The following is a 26,234-nucleotide window of genomic DNA, read 5'->3' on the forward strand; positions in this document are numbered from 1 at the left end:
CTGTTAATTTTTAAAGATCGGTACGCATTCACTACCGAACCGCCACCACCGCAATTGCCAACCTCACAACCACCCGGCACCGCTTCGTTCTGCGTCGCTGCATCAGCAGCAGAGAAACGAGATTATGGAGAGCGAGCGACACGTCGTCAACCCCCTTTTGTGAATTTTCTTTTAACCCGACGCCGATCGACGCCAGAATCACTCGCCCCCTACATATAGCGAGAGCGACGCAGAAATGATCCGTCGTGTGAGGACGACTGAGTTCCTCTATAGTGAGAAGCTTGAAATCAGCCGATATGCACGCACCTTGATGCATGGATCCGGCAACCGCTCTACAGCCGGCCGGCGGCTTGGGGATGCACCTGCAACAAACGCGCATGATGAAATGATGTGCACACAATGAGCGCGAAAGCTCAAGCTCGTATATAATGCGAGCCGCGCGAATTTCGCACATTTCTATCGGCCCGCTTCGAGCGGGCTCATCTTTTTTGCTCCCCAGAGCACAGCCAAACAACCGCGTTGAGTCACTCAGGTGATGTTGAGCCATGCTAGAAACGCCTGACGGTCGCGTCTTGCGTCTCATAGCGAAGCCTCTAGAGGAGAATACGTGAACCCTTTTGATCGCGAAGATTCGCAACACGAAACCGCCGGCTACGCCGCCAAAGCTCCCTCGGGCCGTACGGCCAAGGGCAAGGGCGCCGGCAAAGCGATCCCCGTGGCGGCAGAGCTGCCGCCGCAGCAAGCTGAAGAACGTCAGCGCCAGATGCGCGCGCTGATCCAGTTGGGCAAGGAACAGGGCTATCTCACCCACGCGCAGATCAACGACCATCTGCCCGACAACTTCGCGCAAACGGCCGCGATCGACAGTATTGTCAGCGCGTTCAACGACATGGGCGTGCAGGTCTACGAGCAGGCGCCAGATGCGGAAACGCTGCTGCTCAACTCGAACGCCCCCGCCGTGGTGTCGGACGATCAGGCAGACGAGGAAACCGAAGTCGCCCTGTCGACCGTCGATTCCGAATTCGGCCGCACGACCGACCCGGTGCGCATGTACATGCGCGAAATGGGCGCGACCGAACTGCTGACGCGCGCCGGTGAAATCGCGATTGCCAAGCGCATCGAAGACGGCCTGCACGAAATGGTGCAGGCGATCGCCGCTTGCCCGCTCGCGATCTCGGCGATTCTGGCGAGCGCTCAGCAGGTTGCCGACGGCGAGCTGCGCATCGACGAACTGGTCGACGGCCTCAATGAAGACACGATCGCCGCCGAAGAAGACAGCGCAAGCGCGGACGCATCGGCCGACGTCGACGCGGATACGGACAGCGATGACGACGAAGACAGCGACGACGACGACGGCCCGGCCGACTCGTCGGCAGCAGACGAAGCACGCCTGAAGCAGCTCACCAGCGACTGCCTCGAAATCTTCGCGCAAGTCGGCATGTTGTCCGACCAGATGAACGCCTCGCACACGCGCGGCGACGTCACCTCGAAGGCATATCAGCGCGCGCGCGAAGAGATCCAGCAGCACCTCGCGAAGATCCGCTTCACGGCACGCACCATCGACCGCCTGTGCGGCGACGTGCAGCAACAGGTCGCGCAAGTTCGCGCGATCGAGCGCAACATTCTGCAAATCGTCGTTTCGAAGAGCGGCATGCCGCGCGAGAAGTTCATCGAGTCGTTCGCCGGTCATGAAGTCGACCTCGGCTGGACGGAACGTGCGGCGCGCGGTGCGTCCGCCTACGGCGCGGCGCTGGAGCGCCATCTGCCGGCCATTCAGTCCGAACAGCAAAAGCTGATCGAAATCGAAGCCACGGTTTCGCTGCCGCTGAAGCATCTGAAAGAGATCAACCGCCAGATGGTCGCGGCCGAATCGAAGATGCGCAAGGCGAAGAGCGAGATGATCGAGGCGAATCTGCGTCTCGTGATCTCGATCGCGAAGAAGTACGTGAACCGCGGCATGCTGTTCCTCGACCTGATCCAGGAAGGCAACATCGGCTTGATGAAGGCCGTGGACAAGTTCGAATACCGTCGCGGCTGGAAGTTTTCCACGTATGCCACGTGGTGGGTCCGCCAGGCCGTGACGCGTTCGCTCGCGGATCAGGCTCGCACGATCCGCGTGCCGGTGCACATGATCGAAACGATCAACAAGCTGAACCGCATTTCGCGCGAAATCCTGCAGCAGACCGGTCAGGAAGCGCATCCGTCCGTGCTCGCGGAACGCATGGAACTCTCGGAAGAGAAGGTGCGCGGCATTCTGAAGATTGCCAAGCAACCGGTGTCGATGGAAACGCCGGTCGGCGACGACGGCGATGCCACGCTCGGCGACATGATCGAAGACTCGGCAGCTTCCTCGCCGGCCGACGCGGCCATGCAGGCCGACTTGCGCGCCGCCATCGACGACGCACTCGACTCGCTGTCGCCGCGCGAAGCGAAGGTGCTGCGCATGCGCTACGGCATCAACACGAAGTCGGACCATACGCTTGAAGAAGTCGGCAAACAGTTCGACGTCACGCGTGAGCGGATTCGTCAGATCGAGAGCAAGGCCATGCGCAAGCTGATGCATCCGAGCCGCGCAGACCGTCTGAAGTCGTTCCTCGACCGTTAAGTCGGCAAATGCGCTTGTCGTGCTTTACTACACACGGCAAGCGCATTTTTCTCTCTCAAGCCAGCAGCGAAACAACCCTACTGAGGGTGGATCCCGCTGCCAGCCACCCTCCAGCCGCATAGCACGCGCGGCCGGCAGCGGCGGCAACCGGCAAAATGCGCTCCCTCACACCGTCCCGCAAGCAACAGGCATAGTCGTTGCGCGCTCCTTTGTATGCTTTTTCGAGGAGCACATCATGACTACGTTCGATCCCCAAGTCCCGGCATCCGCCGGCGCGCAGGGCGCAAATATTGTTGGAGTCGGCATGGGTGACGGTCCCGGACCAGACGTCATGGCGGCATCCACGCTCGACGGAAACAAGGTGATGTCGTCTGACGGCGAGCACGTCGGCAAAATCTCCGACATCATGCTCGACGTACGCGGCGGCCGGATCGCCTACGCGGTGTTGTCCACCGGCGGTTTTCTCGGCATGGGCAACACGCTGCACGCCATACCGTGGAGCGCGCTCACGCTCGACACGGACGACAGGTGCTTCGTGCTCGATGCAAGCGCCGACCGGATCAAGAATGCGCCAGGCTTCGATAAGGATAACTGGCCTTTCATGGCGGATACGCAATGGGGCACGACCGTGCACGAGTACTACAACCGTCCGCCGTATTGGCTGGTCACGCGTGATGTGGTGGAAGCGCGAGAAGTGGACTCCGATCTTTGAAGTTCACCCAGCGCGCGAGACGCATTTGCGCCCCGCAAGACCAATCTATCCACAGATTCCGTTCATAAGCCTGTGGACAACCTGCGCATGACTCACGCAACTCCTTGAACGCATTGGCTTTCACCTCTGCGCTCTCAAGGAGTCGGGAGCCTCATGGCTCACCGCACATCGACTGCGGGGCTGGAAACGGCCCTGCGCAAACTGCGTCACATCGCGCAGGCATGTGCGGATCGGCTTGCGAGAAAGCGCAGGCCGACGAGCACGATCATTACGCGCTCCCATCCACCGTATTACGGCAGCACAAACGTTTTCACGAGCGTCAATTCACCCGCCTTGCGCATCGGCACTCGAATCGTTTCGCTCTTTTCGTTCGGGGTATTCTCGTTCGTGATGATGGTCACCTGGGCGACGGTCATATCGGCACCGCTATTGCCGCTGCCGTAGTAGTTCACATAGACCAGATAGGTGCCCTTCAACGGCGCCGCGGACGAATAAATCTCCGGTCCGTAGCCGGTCGTCACGTCGACGTCGAGCGCGCCGCCGTTCGGCGCAACGCGCTCGCCGTACCATGTATGCGCGCCGTCAGGCGACACGACGTGCAAATCCAGATCGGTGCCGTCGGTATCCCACGCGAGCAGCACGCGCAACTTCGGCTGGGTCTTGCCGCTGTAGGCGTCGTAGAACTGCACGCGCTTGCGGCTGCCGTCCGGCGCGCGCAGTTCCACGCCGTTACTGCCCGCAGGAAACGCGTAAGGCCGCGAGAACTTGCCGTCCTCTTCCACGCGCTGCGGCAACGGCGTGCCGTCGACCACCAGCGTGCCCACCGCGGTGCCCTTCTTCTTCGGCGCGTTGCGAATCTGCCCTTCGATCAGCGCGAATCTGGAGTGCCCTTCCGGCGTCGATACCGACACCGCCGGGTAGTGCACGTCCTGCGTATAACGCTCGCTGTCGCCGCTCGTGTTGCGCCAGCCGTTCAACGGCGCGGCGAAGTCGATGTCGCTCGCGTACGCCGCAGGCGCAGCCTGCAGGCAGGCCAAACAGGCCACTGCGAGGAATCTGTAGCTCGCCTTCATCCAACCCGTGGACTTGACCTTCATCTTCACTGCTCCCATCCCGCTGTCAGAGTCGCTCGCGCTTTACGAGCATCAGGCCGCCGATCCTGCACGAAAAAATCCGCCGCTCCGCACCCGACGCCCACAGCTGCACAAACGCGAACATGGCCCGCGCGAAACGGCCAGCGCCACAGCGACCAAGGCAAGCGCGAAAAGATATTCACTGGATCGGATTGTCGGTGCGAATCAGCGTGCGCGCGGTCCGCTCGACGAACGTCTCGTCGAGACCACGCGGATGATGCTGGAACGCGAGGTGGATATATTCATGTGCCAACGCAATACGGTCCTCTTCGGTCTGCAAGCGGTACACGTACACGCGATTGCGCTGCGCATCCGCATACGGACGCCCTTCGCGCACCGCGCACACGGCGGGCAGATCGGGCGTTTCGTAGCCCGCCGCGCCGTCCATGCGCCGCGCCCACAACGGCGCGTTGCGCTCCAGCCATGCCTGCGCTCCGGCCACCGCGATGCAATCGCCCGATAGCGGACTCTGAAACGACGTCAGCGTCGCTTGCGGCCAGGTGCGCGCGAGAATGGCGTCGAATGTCAGGCCGGTTTGAGCGGAAGCCTTCGCGGCCAGCCAGCTCATCTGTCCCGACGCGGCCTCGTCGTGGTGATACTGAACAGGCACGCCGGTCAGCACGAGCGCGTCGGTCAGGTCGGCGGCATGGCGCGCGGCTGCGGTGGGCGCGCGCGGCAGGACGCGCTGCGTGCTGCTGCTGTCGTCGATACGAAAACAGCCGTGATCGTGGTTGCCATGCTGCACGACGTAGGTCCGCGCCGCGACGGCCAACGCCTTGGCCGCTTCCGGCTGGCTCGTGTCGCCTTCGCGCTCGACCACGCGCGCCACGTAGTCGTTCATGCCGAAACGGCCGACCACTTGCGGTGCGCCGGCCGCGTCGCGATCGAGCCGTAATTCGCCGCGGCTCGTCACGCGCGCCCAATTGCCATTCACGAAGCCGACCCGGAAATCACCACGCAACGGCCCTTCTGGCGCGGCGGCCGGTCCTTTGTCGCCGAGCACCTCGCGAATCGGATAGCGACTGAAGAAATCGACCAGTACGCAGGCGGCGTCGTCCGGCACGGAGATTTGCGCGAGCAGCGGCGCGAGGCGCGGCGCGGCGGCCGCCAGCACGCGCGCGCTGCCGCCCGAACCGCCCAGCCACACCGGCGTGCCGTCGACGAGCCAGCCCGCCGCGCCGCCGACCGACGCGCCTGGTCGCGCCGGATCCGGCATCGTCCAGGTTTTGGCGCGCAGCACACTGCCGTAGAGCGACGCCGTGCCTTCGCCGCGTCCGCTGGTCAGCACCGACACGAGCGTGCTGGCAGCCGCTTCACGCGGCCGGGCGGGCATGGCCCGCAGGGCGGCGAGCAGTTCGGTTACCGGCACGCGGTGCGCCGGGGTCATGGCGCGCAGATCACGCAGCCAGACGGGCGCGTGTGCGGCCGTCCAGTACTTGCGCCAGTCGGCGGAATCGAGTTGCAGGCGCGCGGGCTCGAAAAAGAGTCCGCACGACTGCACGAGCGCATGTTCGCGATCGATGTGACCGCCAGTCATGCAGCAATACACTTCGTCCGGGTCGCCGCCGTTGCAGGCGTAATCCGGCGTAGTGATGTTGCGGTCCACCAGATAGCCGTAGACGAACAGTTTCCACACGCTGCCGAGCGGCGTCTGAAGCGTGCGCGGCAAAGCGCCCGCCGCCTGCGGCGAGAAGCCGACCGCGGCGCCGCTGCCGTCGGCTTGCCAAAGCTGACTCTGGCCGTCGCGTAACCAGGCAAAGTGCAGCATCCGCGGCGCGGATGCCGTGGTTAAAGCGGCTGAAGACGAAGTCGCCGCATAAGCGCCCGCCCCGTTAAAACCGCACACCATGCCCACGGCGAGCGCGATCCGCAGCGTAGCTGCCAGACGTACGCGCAAGGGCCGAAGGACGCGGAACATGGCGGTCTCGTCTCGCTTACTGGATGCGCAACGTCGTCACGCGATCGCTCTTGCCGCCTTCGAACGCCTTCGCGTCCGGCTGATACATGCGGAAGTAGCGCGCGGGCGGCAACGCGAACGTGCCCGGCAACGCGAAGCGCACCAGTTGCCGCAGCGCGACCGGCCGGTCGAGCAACGGCACGGGCTGGTGATACGCCAGTTCGCCCATCTCGTACGACGCAACGCGCTGGAACGGCTGCGGACCGCTGGCGCCCTCTTTCGCGCCCGGCAGACCGTCGATCGACACGCCCCAGCTCGTCGCCTCGACGTCGCCGCCCGGCGGCAGCGGCACGTCGAGCAAGCCATAGTGGTAAGCGTTGCCCGAGCGCGGCGTGAGTTTGACTTCGTCGACGTAGAGCGCGTTGCTGTCGATCGCATCGCCCTGCTTCACCAGACGCGCGGTGAACGCGGCGCGCCCCAACCGGCTCTCGGCCGAGGCATCCTTTTTCTTCGGATCGACCGCGAGCTCGACCGGTTCGAGCTTGTAGAGACGGCGCTCGACGCTGATGTTCAGGCGGCTGTCCTCGCTCGTATGACTGCGGAACGAGACCAGCGCGTTGACGTCGGTGCGGGCGGCGCCGGCGTCGAGCGTGACCGGCAGCGTGGCGCCGGTCCACCTGTAGAGCGGCGTGCCGGTCGGCGTCGCTGCGCGTGTCCAGTTCGCGCCTTGCAGCGACGGCAACGACGTGGCCGCTACATCGCCGCCCAGCGCCTTGCGTAACCACAGGAGCGTGAGCGCGCGATCGAGCGTCGGGTAATCGGCGCTGCTCTTCGCGAGCAAGGCCGATGGATCGACTGCCGCGCCGCCGTCGCCGCCCGACATGACCAGCAGGCTTTGCACGAGCGGCGCCGGATCGTTGCTCAATGCCGCGCGCGCGGCGCTCGCCGCTGCATCGAACCCATCGGGTAATTGAGCACTCGTGCTGCGCGCCATGCTGGCGATCAGCAGCGTCGCCATCTGCTTGCCGCGCGGCGAATCGGCTTGTGCGAACACGATACTGTCCGATGCGCTAGACGCGCCGTTGCGTGCGGGCACGTTGGCCGTGGCCGCCGCGTCGCTCATCAGGTCCGCGGCAACGCCCGACACCGGCGTCGCAACCGGCAGGCCCATCTGCTGCATCAGCCACAAGGCCAGCGCACGATGCAGCAGCGGCTCTTTCGCGCCGGCGTCGCGATAGACGTCCATTGCATGCTGCCAGTTGTCGGCGGGCAGGCTGATGCCAAGGCTGCGGCTCGCGAGCCAGTCCGCGTAATACGCGTAGGCCGTGATCAGTGCGCTGCCGCCCGTGGTATCGCCCCACCAGCCGAACGTGCCGCCGACACCTGCCAGCATGGCCAGACGCTGCCGCTGATTGCGCAGCAGCGCTTCGAGGCCTTGCGTCGAATTCGCATTGTCGCCGTGTCCGATCGCATCATGCGCGAGCGCCAGCGGAATCAGGCGGCTCGACGTCTGCTCGGCGCAACCGTACGGATAGGCGATCAGATCGTCCGCGACACGCAGGAACTGGCTCTGTGCGTTGCCGATGAACCGCACGCTGACGTCCTGCGCATCCTGCGGCAGATTGAGCGGCTTGTTCGAACCGTCGAGCGACACCGTGTTCTGATGCAGATCGAGCCAGCCGCTCGCGTCGAGATGAATTGTGGTCTGCAGACGGTCCACATCTTTGGCCGCGCTGCGCAGTGTCGCGTTGATCACGCCATCTTTCAACGCGCCGCTCGGCAGACGCAGATAGTTCGCGCCGCGCTTGAGTGTCACCTTCTGATTCAACGAAAGACCGCCGCCTTCGACCACCCACTGCGCATCCATGTCCGCGTCGGTCTGATTGAACGCGATCATGTCGATGGCGGGCTGGTCGTTGACACGGAAATGCGACGGCCCGCTCCACTTCAGATACAGCGCCTTGTCCGAGCGCACGTAAGCAGTACGTTGCCCCACCATGCCATCCGGCGCCGCGGCGCGTACGGTAATGCGCCAGCGCGCCAGCGAATCCGGCATCCTGAAGGTCATGGTGGCGTGGCCGTTCGCATCGGTTTTCAGGTTGGCTTCCCACGCGGCCGTGTCCTGATCGTCACGGCGTGGCCGTTCGAGCACCTTCACGCCACGCTCGTTGTAGTTCGCGCGTTGCGGGCCGCCCGGCGCGCCTTTCAGCGGCGAGCGCGCGAGGTCGTACGTGATGAACGACAGGCTCGACGAAGTCCGCACGTTGTTGCGGCGCGGGTGATAGAAGAAGTCGACTATATTCGGCGCGATTTCGGGCTGCAACACGTAGACCATTTCATCGACCACGCTCACCGTCAGATTCGCCGCTTCCGGCTTGCCGTTCAGCGTACTGTCTAAATTCAGCGTGACCGTGTCGCCCGGACCGTACACCGGCTTGTCGCTCTTCACGCTCAGTTCGATCTGCGGTTGAGCGACCACGATGCCCGCGTTCTGGAACACGTATTCGCCGGCGTGCACATACAACACCGAGAACGTCATGTTCGGCGCGAAGTCTTCGCCCACCTTGATCCGCGCCTTCCATTGCGACGGCGCCACCCGTTGCAGTTGCAACCAGTCGCCGCCAGCCGTCAGCAGAGCGCGACGTTCGACGTTGTCGCGTTCGAGTGTGAGCAGCGCGTCGTCGACCGGCATGGGGAACGTAATCAGCGCTTCGGCGGTGTCGCCGATTTTGTATCTGTCGCGATCGAACACGATCTCGACGCTGCCCGGAATCGCCTTCAGACCATCGCCCGCGACCCAGTGGCTGGTGGCGGCGAGCAGGTTGCCCGAATCGTCTTTGACCGACAGCATGTACGAACCCGGTTCGTCGAATTGCACCGGAAACGACAGCTTGCCGCCCGCGCTCGCGGCCTTCAACGCGCCTTCGCCATGCGTTTGCGATTCGAGGCGCGTCCATTCGTACTTCGACGGCGCGTGCGAGGCAGGATCAATCTCACCTAGCGCCTGCAGATCGAAGCTCACCACTTCCTTCGGTTGCGAGAACGACTTGGCCGTGTTCAAACGATACGGCGTCGCGCCGCGCGCGATCAGCACTTCACGCGTCACGCGCACCTTGTACGCGGCGCCGTCCTGCGCGAACAGCGTCAACGCATAGCGGCTCGGCTCCTTCGCAACTGGCAGCGTGAGGCTCGCGTTGCCGTCGCCATCCGTCTTCAGTTCCTGCTGGTCGAGCTTGACCGGAAAGAGTCCCGCATAACGCAATTCGCCGTCGACGATCGTCACTTTCTGCGCGCGCAGCGTGACCGAAATCTTGCTGTCGCGCACCGGCTTGCCGTCCGGATAGCGCAACTGGATCTTGCCCTTCAGCACCTCGCCGGTCGCGTAGTCGGCTTTATCCATCGAGAGATTCACATCGAAGTGCGGCTTCACATATTCGGCGACGCGAAATGCACTGCCGTATACATCGCCGTTGTAGTCGAAGCGCAGCGTATAGCCGCCGGCGGTGGCATCGGCCGGCAGCGTGAACGCGGTATCCGCGCCTGTGCCGGACGCGAAATGCACCTTGCTGCTCGCCACCGGCGCGCCGTTCGGATCGAGCACGTCGAGCTTGATATCGGCCTCGGCGGGCGCGGACGATTGCGTCGCGCTCTGGAACGTGCGGCCGATGAACTTCACATGCACCGGATCGCCCGGCCGGTACATGGGCCGGTCGGTCACCGCATAGATCTTCGTGTTGTAGATCTCGCTGTCATAATAGAAATTTTCGGAGACGAACACGCCGCCTTGCGGATCGGTGCCGAGCACGTAGCTGCGCTCGGGGCTCACGTGTTGCAGCACCAGCGCGCCATCGCCGCCGGTCGCGCCGCTTTGCAGAACGCCCACGCCGTCGGTCCAGCTCACTTCCGTATTCGCAACCGGCTTGCCGTTATCGCGCCGCGTAGTCCATACCAGCATGCCACCCGACGCGGCTTTGACGACCGCCACCGTGTCCGACACGAACAGCAGCGTATGCGCGCGATAATTGCCGATCACCGCCTCGACGATATACAGCCCCGGCGGCAGCTTGCCGACCGGAATCATTACGTTGCCCGCACTGGCTTCGATAAAGTTACTGCTGCTGCCCGCCAGATTCACGCCCTTGGGCGGCTGGATCACTTTTGCGTCCCAGAGCGGATAGCGGAAACGCGCGACCATGTCGTAGCCTTTCAGCGGCGCGAATTGCGAGTTCGGCTCGAATTGCGTTTGCTTGCCGGTCTGCTCGCCGAGCTTGAATTGCGGCGCCGCTTCGATCGCCTTGCTGCGGGTCGCGAACGACAGCACGCGCTGCCATGCGCGGCGCGCTTCGGTAAACCACCGGTCCCACAGATAGGCGAGCGTATTCGCGAGCCCTTCGCCCTGATAATTCGGCGCGACATTCAGCCGATGCAGATTCTTCTGCGCCTTCAGAAAGTCGAGCGGCCTGGGCACGCGATACACGACGATGTCCGCGCCGCCATATGCCTGCAACGCGTCCTTGAAATCGCGGCCGGGCGCTTCGAGCCGCACCTGTGCCAGTTGATCGCTGCCGAAGCTCGCGTCCGAAAGCAGGAAGAACGGCTGTCCGTCGACCTTCTGCGAACTGAAGTTGCTCGATGGCGCTGTCTGCAGCGTTGGATTTCCGGCGATGTTGGCATCGGCTGCGGCAGCGGCGCTCGCCACGTCGTCGTCCGCATAAGCAGCCGGTGAAATGGCGAGCGTCATCGCCGCGAGCAAGACGGTAAGCAGCGCCGCGAACGTGCCTGCCGCGCGACGGCGCGCGTTGCCCAACCAGTTGCTCCACGGCGTGACGGAAATCATTCGGGTCATGGTGTCAGAAAGTCCAAACGAAACACGCCGACGAAATTCGGATTGCCGTCGAGCGGCTGCCAGCGGGAATCTTTCCATTGCATCAGATCGGAAACGGCGACGGCGCGCAGACCGGTATCGGTCGGCGTGACGGTGCCTGTGTGATAAGCGATGTAGCGATCCAGCCAGATCATCAGATGCTGGTCGTCGCCCTGGTCGAAGAACAGCAGGTCGCCGGGCAGCGCCTGGTTCACGTCCTTCGAAACAAAACGGCTATTGCGTTGAATCAGTGCAATCGCCGACGCGTAGGCGCCGGTGGATCCGTCGAGTTGGGTCCAGCGGTTGGCGATTCCGCGCTGCGCTGCGGACAGTTGCAGCTCGGGCGGCATGCTGCTGGTATCCGCGAGACTGGTCATGCCATTCGCGCGCAGCCAGCGGGTGTCGTGCGGCCTGAGCGTCTCGCCGACCGCGAAGCGCACGAGGCCCGCGCAGTCGCGTTGGGTCCAGCGCGGCGTCGGTCCGCGCCGCATCTGCTGATCGACGATACGCACGAACCACGCGCGAAATGCCGCCGATTGCTGCGGTGACAGCGCGTCGGGGTCGGGTGATGCGGTGGTGCCGGTGAGCGCGTGCGCATAGGGCGCGAGACTCGCCACGGCGAATGCACAGGCAGCGCGTGCGAGCCATGCGCGGCGCGAGGGGGTGGCGGCGTGGACTGCGAGAGTCGTGGACTGCGCGGCATACGTTGACTGCGCAGCATGCGTTGACTGCACGGCATGCGTGGACTGCGCAACACGCGTAGGCTGCGCTGGCCTCGCCGCGACCGTGCCTTGCGGCGCGCGCTCAGCCACGCACATCGCGAATGCCGCGCGAGGAGCGCGAAGGCGGCGCACTCAGTCGCCCCCGGTGCCGGGCTGATCCGCGGGCGTATCGGCAACGCCTTCAGTCGAACCGGAACCGGCACCAGCCCTCGCGCGATCGAACCACCACTCCACCGGCACCCAGCCTGTCGAACCCGGCAGGTTCTGCGGCAGCGTCAGCGAAACCGGCGGGTAGTGAGCAAGCGCGTGCAGCTTCGGCACGAGATGCGTACGCGATGCGTTGCGGAACACCGCCTCCTGATCCGCAGGCAACGCCGCGCCCGCCTCACGTTCGATCAGCGCGGCGGCCGATGAAGGCGTGAGCGTCAGAATCGTGCGCGGCAGACGCTGTGGCGCGAGCGTATCGGCAAGCGCCGGATACCGCTTGTCCAGCACCGCGAGCGTGTCGTCGACGAGGCGGCCGTCCGGCGAAAAGATCAAATAGCCGTGCGCAAGTGCCAGCGTGACCGGGAAATAACGCTCCGCCGACAACTGCGACGCGAACGACGCCTTGCTCGTCAATGCCGTGCCCGAACGCGCGCTAACCGGTCGCTGCCACACGGTCACATCCGCGCCCTGCTCACGCGTGGTGACCTGCAGGCGGCGATAGCCTGCAGAGTCGGAGCCGTCGGTTTTAGCGGCCTTCGCTTCATAGGCGCCGATCACATCGCCGAAGGTCTTGCCGAGCGCGGTCTTCAACGCCACGATACCGGCCGCGTCCTGCTTCTTCAAGCGCGCGACGAATACCGGCGCGACCAGCGTCGACTTCGCATACCAGCACACCGCCGCAGGACCGGTGAGCTGATCGCCAATCGCGGCAGCGTTATCCGCGCCGCCGGCTACCTTGCCCAACAGGCCCGAGGCCTCGTTCCAGTCCGCCGGCAAGCTCGTGCAGGCCGCCGGATTGGCCGGCAACGCGCGCCACAGATCGGCGCTGTTCCACTGTTGCGGCAACTTGTCCGGCTCGATCAACGCCGAGGTCTGCCAGTTCGCCTCGCCACGCCCCCCTGCGGGATTGCCGGTCGACGAAAAATCGAAACGCAGCGCGTCGATGCCGGAGAAAAACGCCTGATAACCGAACGACAGGTAGTTGGCCGACACCACTAGCCGGTGGCCCTTCGGCGATTCGCCCGGCGCGTCGAGTTGATAGGCGCGCGCTGCATCGTCGCGGCCGGAGGACAACATCCCGGACACCGCATCGGCCCGCTCGCTGAGCAGTCCGCCCTTCTCGTCAAGCAGCACGCCGGGCGCGGACAGCACGACCAGCCGATCGTCTTTGCTGGCGAACAGCAGCGTGCGGCCGACCGCGAGTTTCAGTGCATAGACCGGCACGTCGCCGGAGAGCTTCGCCACCTGGCTCAGTTGCGCGTCGCTCGTGGCGACGTTGCCGACGCCTTGCAGCAGCCTCGCGAAACCGTTGCGATGCATCGACATCACCCAGTAGCCGAGGCGGCCGTCGGGCGAGCGCCACAGCAGCACGTGCGCGGGTTCGTCGAATACACGGCGGATCAGTTCGTCGCGCCAGTCGAGTTGATGTTCGAACGCGAGACGCCGCAGCGCGCCCTCGGCCGACAGCCGCGTGTTGTCCGATTCGTAATAGTCGACGAAGTCTTGCGTCAGCACGTCGCGCAGCAGCGGCACACTCAGGATGTCGCGCGGCAAACGCGAGAGCGCTTCGCTGTCGATCACCGCGTCAGGGTGATGAATATCGAGGACGATTTCGCCGTTCCCGGCTGCTTTGCGATGCGCAAATGGACGCCATACTGCCTGAATGATCACACCGGCCACGACCAGAAGACCGACGACCAGGATTGCAATCTTTTTGCGCGACATCTTCATCTGATTTCTTCTGGTTCGATGCGACGGTATTAACGTGAATGTCCGGCGAATAAAGTCAGCGGGATCAGTCTCCGAAGGCAGCGATGATAACCGATATTTTTAGCCGGAAACCAGCGGCAATTTCTATTTAACAGTCAGGCACGCTTCGGAGTTTGATAAAAACCGGACCTGCATCTGATTAAGAGATTAGGAACCGCGCGCATTCGACGCAGTGACTGGATTCGTCAAACCGGCAAGGGCAGGTGCAGCCTTATCCGTAGACGCGCGCGGCGCTGCGCCCGATGCCTCGGGAATAATACCTTCAGCCTCGTGCGGCCTCGCATCGCATTACTCTTCCGAAGAGCTTATGCTAAATCCGCGTGATTAAACACACATGTAAAAAACCCGGCTGCACGGAGTATGCTCGCCGGGTTATTTCAGCATCGCGCGTACCGGCTCGATGCGAATATCGCCTTAGCCGCTGTCAAAAATGTTCGAGCGCCTGCTTCATTCTCTGTACGCCCGTTTCGATATCGGCCACGCCGGGTGCGGCAAATGACAGGCGCAGTGCAGCCGGATCGATATTGTCTTTATAAAACGCCACGCCCGGCACGAACATCACATTGCTCTCGATACAACCACGCAGATAATCGGACGCGTTCTGACCGGCCTTCAATCGTGCCCACACGAACATACCGCCGGCGGGACGATGAAACGCAATGTGGTCCGCCAGTTGCGCTTCGAGCGCGTCGCACAGCGTGCGGCATTTCACGGCATAGGCGTCGACGATGCGCGGCAAATGACGCTCCAGCGCGCCGCTCGCGAGGTACTCCGCGGCAATCGCCTGAGTCCACGGCGAGCTGCACAGATCGACCGTCTGCTTGGCGATTACGCAGCGGCGCAGGATCTCCGCGTGAGCGAGCATCCAGCCCACGCGCAAACCCGGCGCGACGATCTTCGACAGACTGGAGAAATGCACGACCCAGTCGCGTGAACCCGGCACCTGCCCGCTCAAGGCAAGCAGTGAAGGCAAGGCTGCGCCACTAAAGCGCAGATCGCCGTAGGGATCGTCTTCGACGATCAGAAAGCGGTAACGCGCCGCCAGTTTCAGCAACGCGATGCGGCGGTCGAGCGACAAGGTCGCGCCGGTCGGATTGGCGAAGGTGGGGACGGTGTACAGCAGCTTCGGCGCACGGCGTAGCGTGCCCGATTCGAGCAGTGCCGCGAGAGCGTCGACGTCGAGGCCGTTCTGATCGACGGGAATCGTAACCACGTCGGCCTCCTGCAGCTTGAGCGCCTGCAAGGTCGCGGGATAGGCGGGCTGCTCGACCAGCACCACGTCGCCGGGCGCAATCATCACGCGCAGCAGCAGATCGAAGCCCTGCTGCGAGCCGGTCGTCACGAGAAATTCCTGCGGCGTGCAGGACGTGCCACGGCGTGTCATCAAGTGCGCGAGTTGCTCCTTGAGGACGACGAGGCCGTCGGTGGGACCGTATTGCAGGCACAGCGTGGGGTGTTGCGACGCCCGTGCCGCCGCGGCGTCGAGCCCGTCGCGATCGAACAGATCGCTCGCCGGATAGCCGCCGGCGAACGAGATCATGCCGGGTTGCGCCAGATACTTGAAGAGCTCGCGGATCGGCGAACCGGTCGGCGCTGCGAACGCGGGATTGAACGTGAACATGGTGACGGGCCGCTTATCTCTGGATGGAGGATCGGCGTCGATTGTGGGCATGGTCAGGGTGAGCGGCAAACGATATCTACGCACTACGTATTGCGTTTTTCGCATCACCCCGGCGCATGCGGCTACACCACGTTTTTCTCCACGATCGGCCGGTTTTCGAGCACGCGCGTGAAGCTCAACGAGCCCAGATCGAGCGTCGTGTAGCGGCCGTGCAGAATCAGTTCGCTGATGCCACGGCCCGTTGCGGGCCCTTGCTGCAATCCGTGTCCGCTAAAACCGTTGGCGAAAATGCAGTTATCGACATCCGGGTGATAGCCGATGATCGCGTTCTGGTCGAGCACGTTGTATTCGTAGTAGCCGGACCAGCAATTCTGCACACGCAGCGCTTCGAATTGCGGCACGCGGTGCGCAAGCGTCGGCCAGATCACGTCGTCGAATAGCGCGTGATCGACTTCGTCGAGCGGCAGATCGTCGGGGTCGTTGTCCGCCGAGGGCGACGTGCCGCAGATAAACGACTTGCCTTCGGGACGGAAATACACGCCGCTCGGATCGATCAGCAACGGACAGTGTTCGAGTTGCCCCGGCGAGGTGACATTGAAAATACTGCGGCGCCGCGCATGCACCGGAATGTCGATGCCGATCATCTGAGCGACTTTGCGCGACCACGCGCCGGCGGCATTGACCACCACGTCGCAGGCATAGGTCTCGCCGTTCGCGGTCTGTACGTGGGTAACGCGTCTGCCGTCGCGCTGCAGTGCGGTGACGTCGGCGGCGACGTAGCGCGCGCCGAGCGACTGCGCCTTCTTGCGCAGTGCCTGCACGAGCCCGTAGCCGTCGAACCAGCCTTCGCCGCTCTCACCGTACGCGCCGGCCACGAGGTCTTCCGTGTTGAGCCAGGGAAAGCGCGTTTGCAACGCGGCTTTGTCGAGCAGACTGATATCGGCGCCGAGACTTTTTTGCAGCGCGTGGTTCTCGCGCAGCGTGGCCTCGCCAGCCGGCGTCGCGAGGAACAGGTAGCCGCCTTCGTGCAGATCGATCGACGGTTTGGCGCCGTCGACCTCCAGCCGGTCGCCGATCGAGCGCAGAAACTCGATGCCGAACAGCGACATCTGAATGGACAGCGGTGTGGAGAATTGCTGACGGATCGAGGCCGCCGATAATGCCGACGAGGAACGCGCATAAGTCGGATCGCGTTCGATCACCGTGACGCTGACTGTCGGATCCGACAGCCGCAAGAAATATGCGATGGAACTGCCGATCACCCCACCGCCGACGATCACGACTTTGGAACTCACGTCTTACCCCACGAATAGCGTGGCCGCTCTTGACGCCGGCGGCGCAAACGGATTGCTGAAGAAGGTTTGGCAAAGCTGCAGCGGCGCGTGAATGCACCGCTGCATATCAGGACTCAACGAACGGACTACGCGAACGGTATCAGCCGATATTGAAGTCGATACCCTGCGCGAGCGGGAGTGCCGACGAGTAATTGACCGTGTTGGTAGCGCGGCGCATATAAGCTTTCCACGCGTCCGAACCCGATTCGCGGCCGCCGCCGGTTTCTTTCTCGCCGCCGAACGCGCCGCCGATTTCCGCGCCGCTCGGCCCGATGTTGACGTTCGCGATACCGCAGTCGCTGCCCGAATCGGACAGGAAGCGTTCCGCTTCGCGCAGATCGGTTGTGAATACACACGACGACAGACCGTGCGCCGCCGCATTGTTCGCTTCGACGGCGTCGGCGAAATCGGTGTAGCGCAGCACGTACAGAATCGGTGCGAACGTTTCCTTCAGCACCACCGACGTTTGCGACGACATTTCGACAATCGCCGGACGCACGTAATAGCCGCCTTCATATCCCTTCACCTCGACGCGCTCGCCGCCGAACACCTTGCCGCCTTCCGCGGTAGCCTGTTGCAGCGCTTCCTGCATGCGGCCATACGATTGCTTGTCGATCAGCGGCCCCATCAGCGTAACCTTTTCGAGCGGATTGCCGATCGGCACCTTGCTGTACAGCTGCTTCAAACGTTCGATGGTTTTGTCGTACACGCTCTCGTGCACGAACAAACGGCGCAGCGACGTGCAACGTTGCCCCGCCGTACCCACCGCCGAAAACAGAATGCCGCGCATGGCGAGCTCGTGATCCGCCGTTTGCGTGACGATGCCCGCGTTGTTGCCGCCGAGCTCCAGCAGCGAGCGGCCAAAGCGCTTCGCCACTTCCACGCCGACCGTGCGGCCCATTTCCGTGCTGCCCGTGGCGCTGACAATCGACGCGCGCGGGTCGGCTACCAGCTTCGCACCCACGTCGCGGCCGCCGTTGATCAACGCAGTGAGGCCGGCCGGCGCGTCGCCGAACTCTTGCAGTGCCTCGCTGAGAATCTGATTGACGGCGAGCGCGGTAAGCGGCGTCTTTTCCGACGGCTTCCAGATCACCGCATTGCCGCAGACCAGCGCGAGCGCCGCATTCCACGACCACACCGCAGCCGGAAAATTGAATGCCGAGATCACGACGCAAGTACCCACGGGATGCCACGTCTCCGCCATGCGATGCCCCGGACGCTCGGAAGCGATCGTCAGACCATACAACTGGCGCGACAGACCGACCGCGAAATCGCAGATGTCGATCATTTCCTGCACTTCGCCCATGCCTTCCTGAAGAATCTTGCCGGTCTCGAGCGTGATGATGCTGCCGAGCGCCTGCTTCTTCTCACGCAGACGGTTGCCGAGCAGACGCACCAGTTCGCCGCGGCGCGGCGCCGGAACGTTGCGCCAGGCGGTGTACGCCTCTTTCGCCTGAGCGAGGGCCGTGTCGACTTCCGCCACGGTGTTGCTGGCCACGCGGCCGATGAGTTCGCCGGTAATGGGCGAATGAACCGCGATGTCGCCGGCTTGCGCCGCGTGGGCGATGCCCAGGTCAGCGAGGATGGTGGAAGCGTCCATGAAAATCCCTTTTATTTCCGATGCGAAACAAGAGTAAGTTCGGAAACTATACACGCGGGTTTTTATGGCGGCAAGGATATTTGCCCGGCAACGGCTGGTAAAAGACGCCTGAAGGCTTACTGAGCTTGAACAACGTGTGCGGCAAATGCATGGCTCGCGGTGTTCACGCGAGCTTGGGACCAAGCAGTGGGCGCGTGGCGCTTACAGCGCGTTCGTTTCTTATTGGAAATGCCGGCTGACTCTGGCGGCTCAGGAAAAAGCGCGTGACCTACTCCTCCTGACCGACCGGATCAATAGCGCCCCGGGAGAATGCGCGGCATTCCGACAACCGCGCCGGACTCAAACGCTCGCCATCAACCTGTCCACCAGCACGCGCGCGAACGGCGGCAGATCCTTGAGACTGCGAACGCAGATCTTGAGCTTGCGCTCGGCCCAGGGGTCGTTCAGTCCGACGGTGGCGATCTGCATCGTCTTCTTGTGCCGCCGCGCAACCGATTCCGGCACGATGCCGATCCCCACGCCCGCTTCGATCATCCGGCAGGCGGCTTCGAAATTGCCGACCTGGATGCGCAGTTTCAGACGCGCGCCGAGCGCATCGGCGGCACTCATGATGAACGCGTGGATCGCGCTGGAGGTGGGCAAGCTCACGAAATTGGCCGCAAGCACCTGCGAGAAATCGACCGACGCCTGCCGCGCCAACGGATGATCGCGCGACGTGACCAGCACGAGTCGGTCGTCGCGATACGGCAGCATTTCCAGATGTTCCGCATGCACATTGCCCGCCACAATGCCGATATCCGTCGCGCTATCCGCCACGCCTTTGACGATTTCGCCGCTCAGCACTTCACGCAGATCGATATTGACGTCCGGATGATCGCGCAGAAAATGGCTCAGCACGGCCGGCATGAACTCGCTGATCGCGGTGGTATTGGCCCAGATGCGCACGTGTCCCTTGATGCCTTCGCCGTACTCCTGCATGTCGCCGGCAAGATGCTCGACCCGTTCGAGCACGAGCCGCGCGTGATGCACGAAGGCTTCGCCCGCGGGCGTCAGCGTCACGCCCTGGCTGGTGCGGTAAAGCAGCTTGAAACCCAATTGTTCTTCGAGATTCTTGACCCGGTTGCTCGCCGCCGGCGCCGACAGATGCGAACGCTCCGCCGCGCGAGCGAGGTTCTGCGTATCGGCGATATTGAGCAGTAAACGCAAATCCACGAAATCGAAATGCATGGTGAAGGCCTGAGTTGAAGCGCCGTCGGCGCTCACAAGACAAAGGCCAATCTTAACCGGGCACGAAAGAAGCACTAGACGGTTTCGGCAGAGCCGCCGGTCTTGCCCGCGACTCCCTGCATCAGATGGCGCTTCCTCACTCGCGGCAATGCACGATCGCACGCGCCGGGATCATCAGGCACGACCCTTGCTTGAGTTGCAACCCGGCAGGACGAGACCGCGTGGCGATTTTGCCCGCACCCCTGTCGCGACTGGGCCATGAACACCCGAGGCCCGGTGCAACCGATATTTCAGGCATAAGCAAAATGAGTCGCGTATTACTGGTCGACGACCAACCCGAGGCATTGTCCGCGCTGCGCGCCGTGCTGGTCGGCCGTGGTTACACGGTCGCCACGGCGGCGGATGGCGCCGAAGCTTTTGAACGACTGCAGCGCACGCGCGTAAGCGCCGTGGTGTGTGACTGGCGCATGCCCAACATGGACGGCGCCGAGTTGATCGAATCGATGCAGGCCCGCAGTGAACTGGCGTCCGTACCCGTCATTCTGACGAGCGGCAGCGGCGAGGCGCCCGCCTTTCCCGTCAAAGGCTTTCTCAGGAAACCGTTCGCGCTGGACAAGCTGCTCTCGTTGCTGGCCGAATGCGAAAGCGACGCGGCGACGCCTGCCGTCTGCTGAATTTTCTTTGGCTGCGGGCACCGCGTCGTCACGCCTTCTCACCCGATTCGCGCACAAAAGAGGGGCAGACGACAGGCAAGCGCACGCAGCCGTGCGGCACGAAGGTGCGGTTAGGCGCCCGCCGCGATCCGTCGCGCCTTCAGAATCACCGGCATATCGACCATCTTGCCGTCCACCGCCACGGCCGCGCCCTGGCTCGTTTCCACCGCGGCCAGCACGCGTTGCGCCCATGCCTTGTCCGCTTCGCTCCATGCGTAAGCGCGATGCACCGCATCGATCTGCCGGGGATGAATGCACAGCTTGCCGCCGAAGCCGAAGCGCCGGCCGCGGCGCGCCTCGGCCTCGATGGCATCGGTATCGGTGATGGTGGTCGACACGCCGTCCACCGGCGCACCGATCCCGGCAAGCCGCGACGCCAGCACGATCTGCGAGCGGAACAGATGCAGTTCCTCGCCGTCGCCATCGATACCGAGATCGATCTGAAAATCCAGTGTGCCGAACACAATACGCTGCACGCGCTTCGCGGCGCACAACACCGCGAGGTTCGCAAATCCGCGCGCGGTTTCGACGATCGGCAACACGCTCGACGCGGAATGTGCGAGCGCCAGCACGGCTTCGATCTGCTCGCGCGTCTCCGCTTTGGGCAGCACGATGCCGGCGACGCCGGCGTGGCCGGCCAGCGCTGCGATATCTTCGTTGAACCACGAGGTGTCCGCGCCGTTGATGCGCACCCACGCGGGCCGCGCTGTAGGCCCCGTTGCATCGCCCGATACAGCGGCCAGCACCGCCGCGCGAGCCGCCGGTTTTTCGTCGGGCGGCACGGCGTCTTCGAGATCGAGAATCACCGCGTCGGCGCCGGCAGCGTGCGCTTTTTCGAAGCGCTCAGGACGATTGCCCGGCACGAACAGGTAGGAGCGCGGCAGCGCGGCGCTCATGCGGCCGCCGCCGCGTTGGACTCCGCGTCGGACTGTGCTTCGAACACTGACCCGACCTGCGATTGCTCCGCGATCCGCCACGCTTTGCCGAGCAATCGCTCGGCCTCGCCTTCCGTGGCCGCGCCCGAAAACGCCGCCAGCCGATGCAGCTTGGTGGCGATCTCATCGCGTGACAGCGTATTGCCCGGGTCGCCCTTCGGTTCGTCGACGCGGCCCGCGAACGTGCGGCCGTCGGTGGTGGTGACCGTCACCTTGCCGATCCAGCGCGCGGGATAGGCGGCGTCCACTTCAGCGTCGAACGCCATCTCGACGTTGGCGCGGAAAGCGGCGATCTCGTCCGCGTCGAAACCCTGCTCGAATTCCATCACGCCCGCATAGCCGTGATACGCGACGAGTCCCAGCACCGTGCCCATGTTGAACTTCGCCTGGTGCACGGTGCGCGGCGTGACGACCGCGCCGAGCACGTCGAGCGCGCCTTGATGCACGTGCGCCACGACTTTCGCTATGTCGCGCGGTGCGAGACGGTGCTCCTGCACCGCGGCGAGCAACGCGTCGGCGGCGGGGTGCGTATGGCGGCACGCCGCGTGATACTTGAACGACGTCTCCGCCGTCGCCCACCGGCTGCCCAGGCGGTCGACGAGACGCGCGGGATCGGCGTCGCTCGACATGCCCGCGGCCATGCCCTGCGCGCCTTCGAGAATATGCGTCGCGCCCTTGAAGCCGTCGGCGGCGAGTTGCGCGGCCATCAGCCCGTTGGCGGCGGCCATTGCCGTGTGCAGTTGCTTCGAGTCGGCGGCGTCGCGCAGAAACTCCCACAAGCCGCTTGCCTGCGTGCCCGCCGAGCCGAACGCGTCGAGCATCTGCGTGGGCGACAGACCGAGCAGCCGTCCCGCCGTGGCAGCCGCCGCCACCGTGCCCGCCGTGCCCGTGGTGTGAAACACCTTGTAGTGCGAGCGCCCAAGAAACTCGCCGATGCGGATGCCGACTTCATAGCCCGCCACCGCCGCCGCGATCAGGTCGCGGCCCGACGCGCGACGGGCTTGCGCCAGCGCGAGTGCCACCGGAAACACGACCGTCGCGGGATGAAACACCGAGCCATTGTGCACGTCGTCCTGTTCGGCGAAATGCGACGCCGCGCCGTTGATCATGGCCGCGAAATACGGCGTGGTGCGGCTGCGGTCGATCAACACTTCGCAGGCGCCGTCCTTCGACGCACCGCCGGCCTGGCGCGCGAACCGCGCAATGGTTTCGACCGGCCGCGCGCCTTTGCCGGCCAACGCCGAGCCGAGCCAGTCGACATAAAGGTTGACGGTGCGCTCGACCACCGCAGGCGGAATGCTGTCGAAGTCGAGTTGAGCGGCGAAGGTGGCAAGCGTCAGACTGGGATGATCGTTCATGATGATGTCGCGTCGTATTCGTTCAGGTCGCCGGCGTGGCGTTATTTGCCTGCTGGAACGGGGAATTTCAGATCGCGCCGGCGGCACGCAACGCGTCGATACGCGCGCTGTCGTAGCCGAGTTCGCGCAGGATGGCGTCGGTGTGCTCTCCGAGCGCGGGGACGGGATCCATGCGCGGCTCGAAATCCGCTGGCATGCCTGGCGGCAGCAACGCCGGCACCACGCCCGCCGCCGTGCCCACTTCATGCCAGCGCTCGCGCGCCTTCAATTGCGGGTGCGCCCACACATCGGCGAGCGTATTCATCTGTGCGTTGGCGATGCCGGCGTCATCGAGCCGTTCGATAACCTGCGCCGCGCTCAGCTTCGCGAAGGCCGCGACGATCACCTCGCGCAATGCTTCACGCGCCAACGTGCGCTTCGAATTCGATGCAAAGCGCTCGTCCATGGCGAGTTCCGGCTGCTTCAACACGCGCTCGCAAAAGAGCTTCCATTCGCGTTCGTTTTGCAAACCGAGCATCACCGTCTTGCCGTCGCCGGCGGGGAACGGTCCGTACGGATAGATCGTGGCGTGCGCCGCGCCGGAGAGCGCGGGCGGCGCCTGACCGTCGATCGCGTAATAGAGCGGATAACCCATCCACTCCACCATGCTCTCCAGCATCGACACGTCGATGCGGCAACCGTGCCCCGTGCGCCCGCGCAACAGCAGCGCGCTCAGAATGTTGGAATACGCGTACATGCCGGCCGCAATATCCGCAATCGAACATCCGGCCTTGGCCGGCTGGCCCGGCGAACCGGTGATCGACAGGAAACCGGATTCGCTCTGGATCAGCAGGTCGTAGGCTTTCTTGTCGCGGTACGGGCCGTCGGCACCATAGCCGGAAATATCGCAAACGATCAGCCTTGGATACTTCTTGCTCAAGGTGTCGTAACCGAGACCAAGCCGATCCGCAGCGCCGGGAGCGAGGTTCTGCACCAGCACGTCCGCGTCGGCGACCAGGGCGTCGAGAATCTCCGCTGCGGCAGGCTGCTTCAGATCGAGCGAGAGGCTTTCCTTCGAACGATTGGTCCAGACGAAATGCGACGACAGTCCATGCACGCGCTCGTCGTAGCCGCGCGCGAAGTCGCCGACGCCAGGGCGCTCGATCTTGATCACCCGCGCGCCGAGATCCGCGAGTTGACGCGTACAGAACGGCGCGGCGATCGCGTGTTCGAGCGTGACGACCTTGATACCGTCGAGTGGTCTCATGAGTGTTTCCGCCCGCAGGTCAGAACGAACGCGGCAGCCCGAGAATATGCTCGGCCACGTACGAAAGAATCAGATTGGTGGAAATCGGTGCGACCTGGTAAAGACGCGTCTCGCGGAATTTGCGCTCGACGTCGTACTCGCAGGCAAAGCCGAAACCGCCGTGGAATTGCAGACACGCGTTGGCCGCTTCCCATGATGCGTCGGCCGCGAGCAGCTTCGCCATGTTCGCCTGCGCGCCGCACGGTTGATGCGCGTCGAAACGGCGTGCCGCCTCGAATCGCATCAGGCTGGCCGCCTCGACGTTGATAAACGAACGCGCGATGGGAAACTGCACACCCTGATTCTGGCCGATCGGGCGACCGAATACGATGCGCTCTTTCGCGTACTCAGTCACTTTGTCGACGAACCAGTAACCGTCGCCGATACATTCGGCTGCGATCAGCGTGCGCTCCGCATTCAAGCCGTCGAGAATGTATCTGAAGCCCTGCCCTTCTTCGCCGATCAGATTCTCGGCGGGGATTTCGAGGTTGTCGAAAAACAGTTCGTTGGTCTCGTGATTGACCATGTTCAGAATCGGCTGCACGGTCATGCCGTGGCCGATCGCTTCATGCAGATCGACGATAAAGATCGACATGCCTTCCGATTTCTTTTTCACATCCGCAAGCGGCGTGGTGCGCGCGAGCAGAATCATCAGATCCGAATGCTGTACGCGCGAGATCCACACCTTCTGGCCGTTGATCACATAGCGGTCGCCGCGCCGCTCGGCAGTGGTCTTGATCTTCGTGGTGTCCGTGCCGGTGGACGGCTCGGTTACGCCCATCGATTGCAGGCGCAAGTCGCCGCATGCGATCTTCGGCAGATACTTTTGCTTCTGCTCTTCGGAGCCGTGACGCAACAGCGTGCCCATGTTGTACATCTGACCGTGGCACGCGCCCGAGTTGCCGCCCGCACGATTGATTTCCTCCATGATGACCGACGCTTCCGTCAGTCCCAGCCCCGAACCGCCGAAGTCCTGCGGAATCAGCGCGGCCAGCCAGCCGGCCTTGGTGAGCGCATCGACGAATGCTTCCGGATAGCCGCGTGCTTCGTCGATCTTGCGGAAGTACTCGCCGGAAAACTGCTGGCACAGATCGCGTACGGCTTCGCGAATGTCCTGGAAGGAATCCTGTTGCGTGGTTTGCATGGTCGAATCTCTTGGAGTTCAGGCAAGCGCGGCCGTGGCGCGCATGGTCAGATAGCCCTCGTGGTCCTTGGCCCACAGATCGATGACCTTGCCGTCGGCGGAAGGCTTGCCGCACACCGTGAACGCCTGGCCCGCGAATGTCGGACGCACCGCCTTGAAGGCGAAACTCTGCAGCGTGGCGTCCGGCTGTTCGCGGCGCACCAGATCGACCAGCAGCGTTGCAATCAACGGACCATGAACGACCAGACCCGGATAGCCTTCCACCTGCGTGACGTATGGGTAGTCGTAATGAATGCGGTGGCCGTTGAAGGTCAGCGCCGAGTAGCGGAACAGCATGACGGGGTCGGGGTCGATCGTGCGGCGCCACACTTCGCCTTCCGGCGCGAGTTGCGGCTGCGGCGGCCGCGCGCCCTCGTGCGGCGCGTCGCGATAGACGATGTCGTGTTCTTCTTCGAGCTTCAGCTCTCCGCCGGCTTCAATGGTGTGCTGCACCGTGACGAACACGAGACGGCCGGATCGGCCGGTCTTGTCCTCGATATTGGCGATGGTCGAAGTGCGCGTGGCGCGCTCGCCCACTTTCAGCGGTGCGTGGAACGTCAACCGGCCGCCGGCCCACATGCGGCGCGGCAGCGGAACGGGCGGCAGAAAACCGCCGCGCTTCGGATGGCCGTCCGGGCCGACTTCGGACATTGGCGCTATGGGCAGAAAGTACAGCCAGTGCCAGAGCGGCGGCACCGTGCCGCCGTTTTCTTCGCGATCGAGCGTGGCGGCCATCGCCGCCAGCGGAAAGGCCGTGATGTCGTCTTTCGCTACCGCCTGCTTGTTGAGCCAGTCGTCGAGTTTCTGCGGGGCAGCAGACATGGGCAAAGTCTCCAGATACGCATTGAGCTTAATAGGGCCTTACTATGAACGAGGCAGCACGTCCCGCGAAGTTCGCATTTCCTAAGCGGGCATTTGGATTTGCTTAAGGCCCGCCGGATGACCGCGTGGCTGACGCGACGTCCTGCGCTGGGGCTGCATCGTTCTGAACATAATGCACCCGTTGTCAGAGCAACGACTGCGAACAGCGCAGAATTGAAGAGCAAGAGTCGGAGTGCGTGACGGAAC

At 63.8% G+C, this 26,234-nt stretch carries 17 protein-coding genes; 3 read left to right on the forward strand and 14 right to left on the reverse strand.

All coding sequences use genetic code 11. The features are described 5' to 3' along the window. Window positions 1–607 precede the first annotated feature (607 nt). Together rpoD and NE850_RS36200 are read left to right on the forward strand one after the other, a co-directional pair. Window positions 608–2,605 (forward strand): RNA polymerase sigma factor RpoD, encoded by a 1,998-nt coding sequence (gene rpoD / locus NE850_RS36195; protein WP_310700157.1) that lies wholly within the window; start codon window positions 608–610, stop codon window positions 2,603–2,605. 235 nt (window positions 2,606–2,840) lie between these two features. Further along, window positions 2,841–3,317, forward strand: coding sequence for a PRC-barrel domain-containing protein (locus NE850_RS36200; RefSeq protein ID WP_007176152.1), 477 nt, complete (start codon window positions 2,841–2,843; stop codon window positions 3,315–3,317). Window positions 3,318–3,607: 290 nt separating this feature from the next. On the opposite strand, the gene NE850_RS36205 is transcribed toward NE850_RS36200, so the two are convergent. The 9 genes from NE850_RS36205 to NE850_RS36245 form a co-directional block, all read right to left on the reverse strand. Next, window positions 3,608–4,414 (reverse strand): DUF2135 domain-containing protein, encoded by an 807-nt coding sequence (locus NE850_RS36205; protein ID WP_310700158.1) that lies wholly within the window; start codon window positions 4,412–4,414, stop codon window positions 3,608–3,610. A gap of 175 nt (window positions 4,415–4,589) precedes the next feature. Then, window positions 4,590–6,218 carry a DUF2300 domain-containing protein gene (locus NE850_RS36210; protein WP_405044920.1) on the reverse strand — a complete coding sequence of 543 codons (1,629 nt, stop codon included), beginning with the start codon at window positions 6,216–6,218 and terminating at the stop codon, window positions 4,590–4,592. A gap of 166 nt (window positions 6,219–6,384) precedes the next feature. After that, window positions 6,385–11,193 (reverse strand): alpha-2-macroglobulin, encoded by a 4,809-nt coding sequence (locus tag NE850_RS36215; RefSeq protein ID WP_310700159.1) that lies wholly within the window; start codon window positions 11,191–11,193, stop codon window positions 6,385–6,387. After that, the gene (locus NE850_RS36220) at window positions 11,190–12,029 is read right to left on the reverse strand and encodes a DUF1175 domain-containing protein (RefSeq protein ID WP_007176148.1); all 840 of its coding nucleotides are present in this window, start codon (window positions 12,027–12,029) and stop codon (window positions 11,190–11,192) included. The genes NE850_RS36215 and NE850_RS36220 overlap by 4 nt, the downstream gene beginning before the upstream one ends. Window positions 12,030–12,065: 36 nt before the next feature. Continuing rightward, window positions 12,066–13,871: a DUF2138 domain-containing protein gene (locus NE850_RS36225; protein WP_007176147.1), complete on the reverse strand. Its 1,806-nt coding sequence runs from the start codon at window positions 13,869–13,871 to the stop codon at window positions 12,066–12,068. A gap of 463 nt (window positions 13,872–14,334) precedes the next feature. Continuing rightward, window positions 14,335–15,531, reverse strand: coding sequence for a PLP-dependent aminotransferase family protein (locus NE850_RS36230; RefSeq protein ID WP_007176146.1), 1,197 nt, complete (start codon window positions 15,529–15,531; stop codon window positions 14,335–14,337). Window positions 15,532–15,653: 122 nt separating this feature from the next. Next, window positions 15,654–16,826, reverse strand: a complete 1,173-nt coding sequence (locus NE850_RS36235) for an FAD-binding oxidoreductase (protein ID WP_035516422.1) — start codon at window positions 16,824–16,826, stop codon at window positions 15,654–15,656. Between the two features lie 139 nt (window positions 16,827–16,965). After that, the gene (locus NE850_RS36240; RefSeq protein WP_007176144.1) at window positions 16,966–18,465 is read right to left on the reverse strand and encodes an aldehyde dehydrogenase family protein; all 1,500 of its coding nucleotides are present in this window, start codon (window positions 18,463–18,465) and stop codon (window positions 16,966–16,968) included. Window positions 18,466–18,804: 339 nt separating this feature from the next. Further along, complete coding sequence (locus tag NE850_RS36245) at window positions 18,805–19,692, reverse strand: LysR family transcriptional regulator (protein WP_007176143.1); 888 nt, start codon at window positions 19,690–19,692, stop codon at window positions 18,805–18,807. A gap of 221 nt (window positions 19,693–19,913) precedes the next feature. Between NE850_RS36245 and NE850_RS36250 the strand changes: the two genes are divergently transcribed. Continuing rightward, window positions 19,914–20,366, forward strand: coding sequence for a response regulator (locus NE850_RS36250; protein WP_232292816.1), 453 nt, complete (start codon window positions 19,914–19,916; stop codon window positions 20,364–20,366). A gap of 110 nt (window positions 20,367–20,476) precedes the next feature. Here the strand turns inward: NE850_RS36250 and NE850_RS36255 are convergent, their stop codons facing one another. From NE850_RS36255 to NE850_RS36275, 5 genes are all read right to left on the reverse strand, one after another. Further along, entirely contained in the window at window positions 20,477–21,301 is an 825-nt protein-coding gene (locus NE850_RS36255; RefSeq protein WP_007176141.1) for a CoA ester lyase, read from the reverse strand. Beyond that, window positions 21,298–22,698: an MmgE/PrpD family protein gene (locus NE850_RS36260; RefSeq protein ID WP_007176140.1), complete on the reverse strand. Its 1,401-nt coding sequence runs from the start codon at window positions 22,696–22,698 to the stop codon at window positions 21,298–21,300. The genes NE850_RS36255 and NE850_RS36260 overlap by 4 nt, the downstream gene beginning before the upstream one ends. 67 nt (window positions 22,699–22,765) lie before the next feature. Beyond that, window positions 22,766–23,944, reverse strand: coding sequence for a CaiB/BaiF CoA-transferase family protein (locus tag NE850_RS36265; RefSeq protein WP_007176139.1), 1,179 nt, complete (start codon window positions 23,942–23,944; stop codon window positions 22,766–22,768). A 19-nt stretch (window positions 23,945–23,963) separates the two neighbouring features. Next, window positions 23,964–25,127, reverse strand: a complete 1,164-nt coding sequence (locus NE850_RS36270) for an acyl-CoA dehydrogenase family protein (protein ID WP_007176138.1) — start codon at window positions 25,125–25,127, stop codon at window positions 23,964–23,966. Between the two features lie 18 nt (window positions 25,128–25,145). Further along, window positions 25,146–25,988 (reverse strand): MaoC family dehydratase N-terminal domain-containing protein, encoded by an 843-nt coding sequence (locus NE850_RS36275; protein WP_165187778.1) that lies wholly within the window; start codon window positions 25,986–25,988, stop codon window positions 25,146–25,148. Window positions 25,989–26,234: the final 246 nt, after the last annotated feature.

Source organism: Paraburkholderia sp. USG1 (assembly GCF_031570135.1).
Classification (GTDB): Bacteria; Pseudomonadota; Gammaproteobacteria; order Burkholderiales; family Burkholderiaceae; genus Paraburkholderia; species Paraburkholderia dioscoreae.

Bases quoted from the DNA above. Each gene is read 5' to 3' on its own strand.
- NE850_RS36270 (WP_007176138.1), bottom strand. From the start codon at position 25,127: ATGCAAACCACGCAACAGGATTCCTTCCAGGACATTCGCGAAGCCGTA.
- NE850_RS36255 (WP_007176141.1), bottom strand. From the start codon at position 21,301: ATGAGCGCCGCGCTGCCGCGCTCCTACCTGTTCGTGCCGGGCAATCGT.
- NE850_RS36265 (WP_007176139.1), bottom strand. From the start codon at position 23,944: ATGAGACCACTCGACGGTATCAAGGTCGTCACGCTCGAACACGCGATC.
- NE850_RS36240 (WP_007176144.1), bottom strand. From the start codon at position 18,465: ATGGACGCTTCCACCATCCTCGCTGACCTGGGCATCGCCCACGCGGCG.
- NE850_RS36275 (WP_165187778.1), bottom strand. From the start codon at position 25,988: ATGTCTGCTGCCCCGCAGAAACTCGACGACTGGCTCAACAAGCAGGCG.
- NE850_RS36215 (WP_310700159.1), bottom strand. From the start codon at position 11,193: ATGACCCGAATGATTTCCGTCACGCCGTGGAGCAACTGGTTGGGCAAC.
- NE850_RS36200 (WP_007176152.1), top strand. From the start codon at position 2,841: ATGACTACGTTCGATCCCCAAGTCCCGGCATCCGCCGGCGCGCAGGGC.
- NE850_RS36245 (WP_007176143.1), bottom strand. From the start codon at position 19,692: ATGCATTTCGATTTCGTGGATTTGCGTTTACTGCTCAATATCGCCGAT.
- NE850_RS36260 (WP_007176140.1), bottom strand. From the start codon at position 22,698: ATGAACGATCATCCCAGTCTGACGCTTGCCACCTTCGCCGCTCAACTC.
- NE850_RS36210 (WP_405044920.1), bottom strand. From the start codon at position 6,218: ATGCTGCACTTTGCCTGGTTACGCGACGGCCAGAGTCAGCTTTGGCAA.
- NE850_RS36225 (WP_007176147.1), bottom strand. From the start codon at position 13,871: ATGAAGATGTCGCGCAAAAAGATTGCAATCCTGGTCGTCGGTCTTCTG.
- NE850_RS36230 (WP_007176146.1), bottom strand. From the start codon at position 15,531: ATGTTCACGTTCAATCCCGCGTTCGCAGCGCCGACCGGTTCGCCGATC.
- NE850_RS36220 (WP_007176148.1), bottom strand. From the start codon at position 12,029: ATGTGCGTGGCTGAGCGCGCGCCGCAAGGCACGGTCGCGGCGAGGCCA.
- NE850_RS36205 (WP_310700158.1), bottom strand. From the start codon at position 4,414: ATGAAGGTCAAGTCCACGGGTTGGATGAAGGCGAGCTACAGATTCCTC.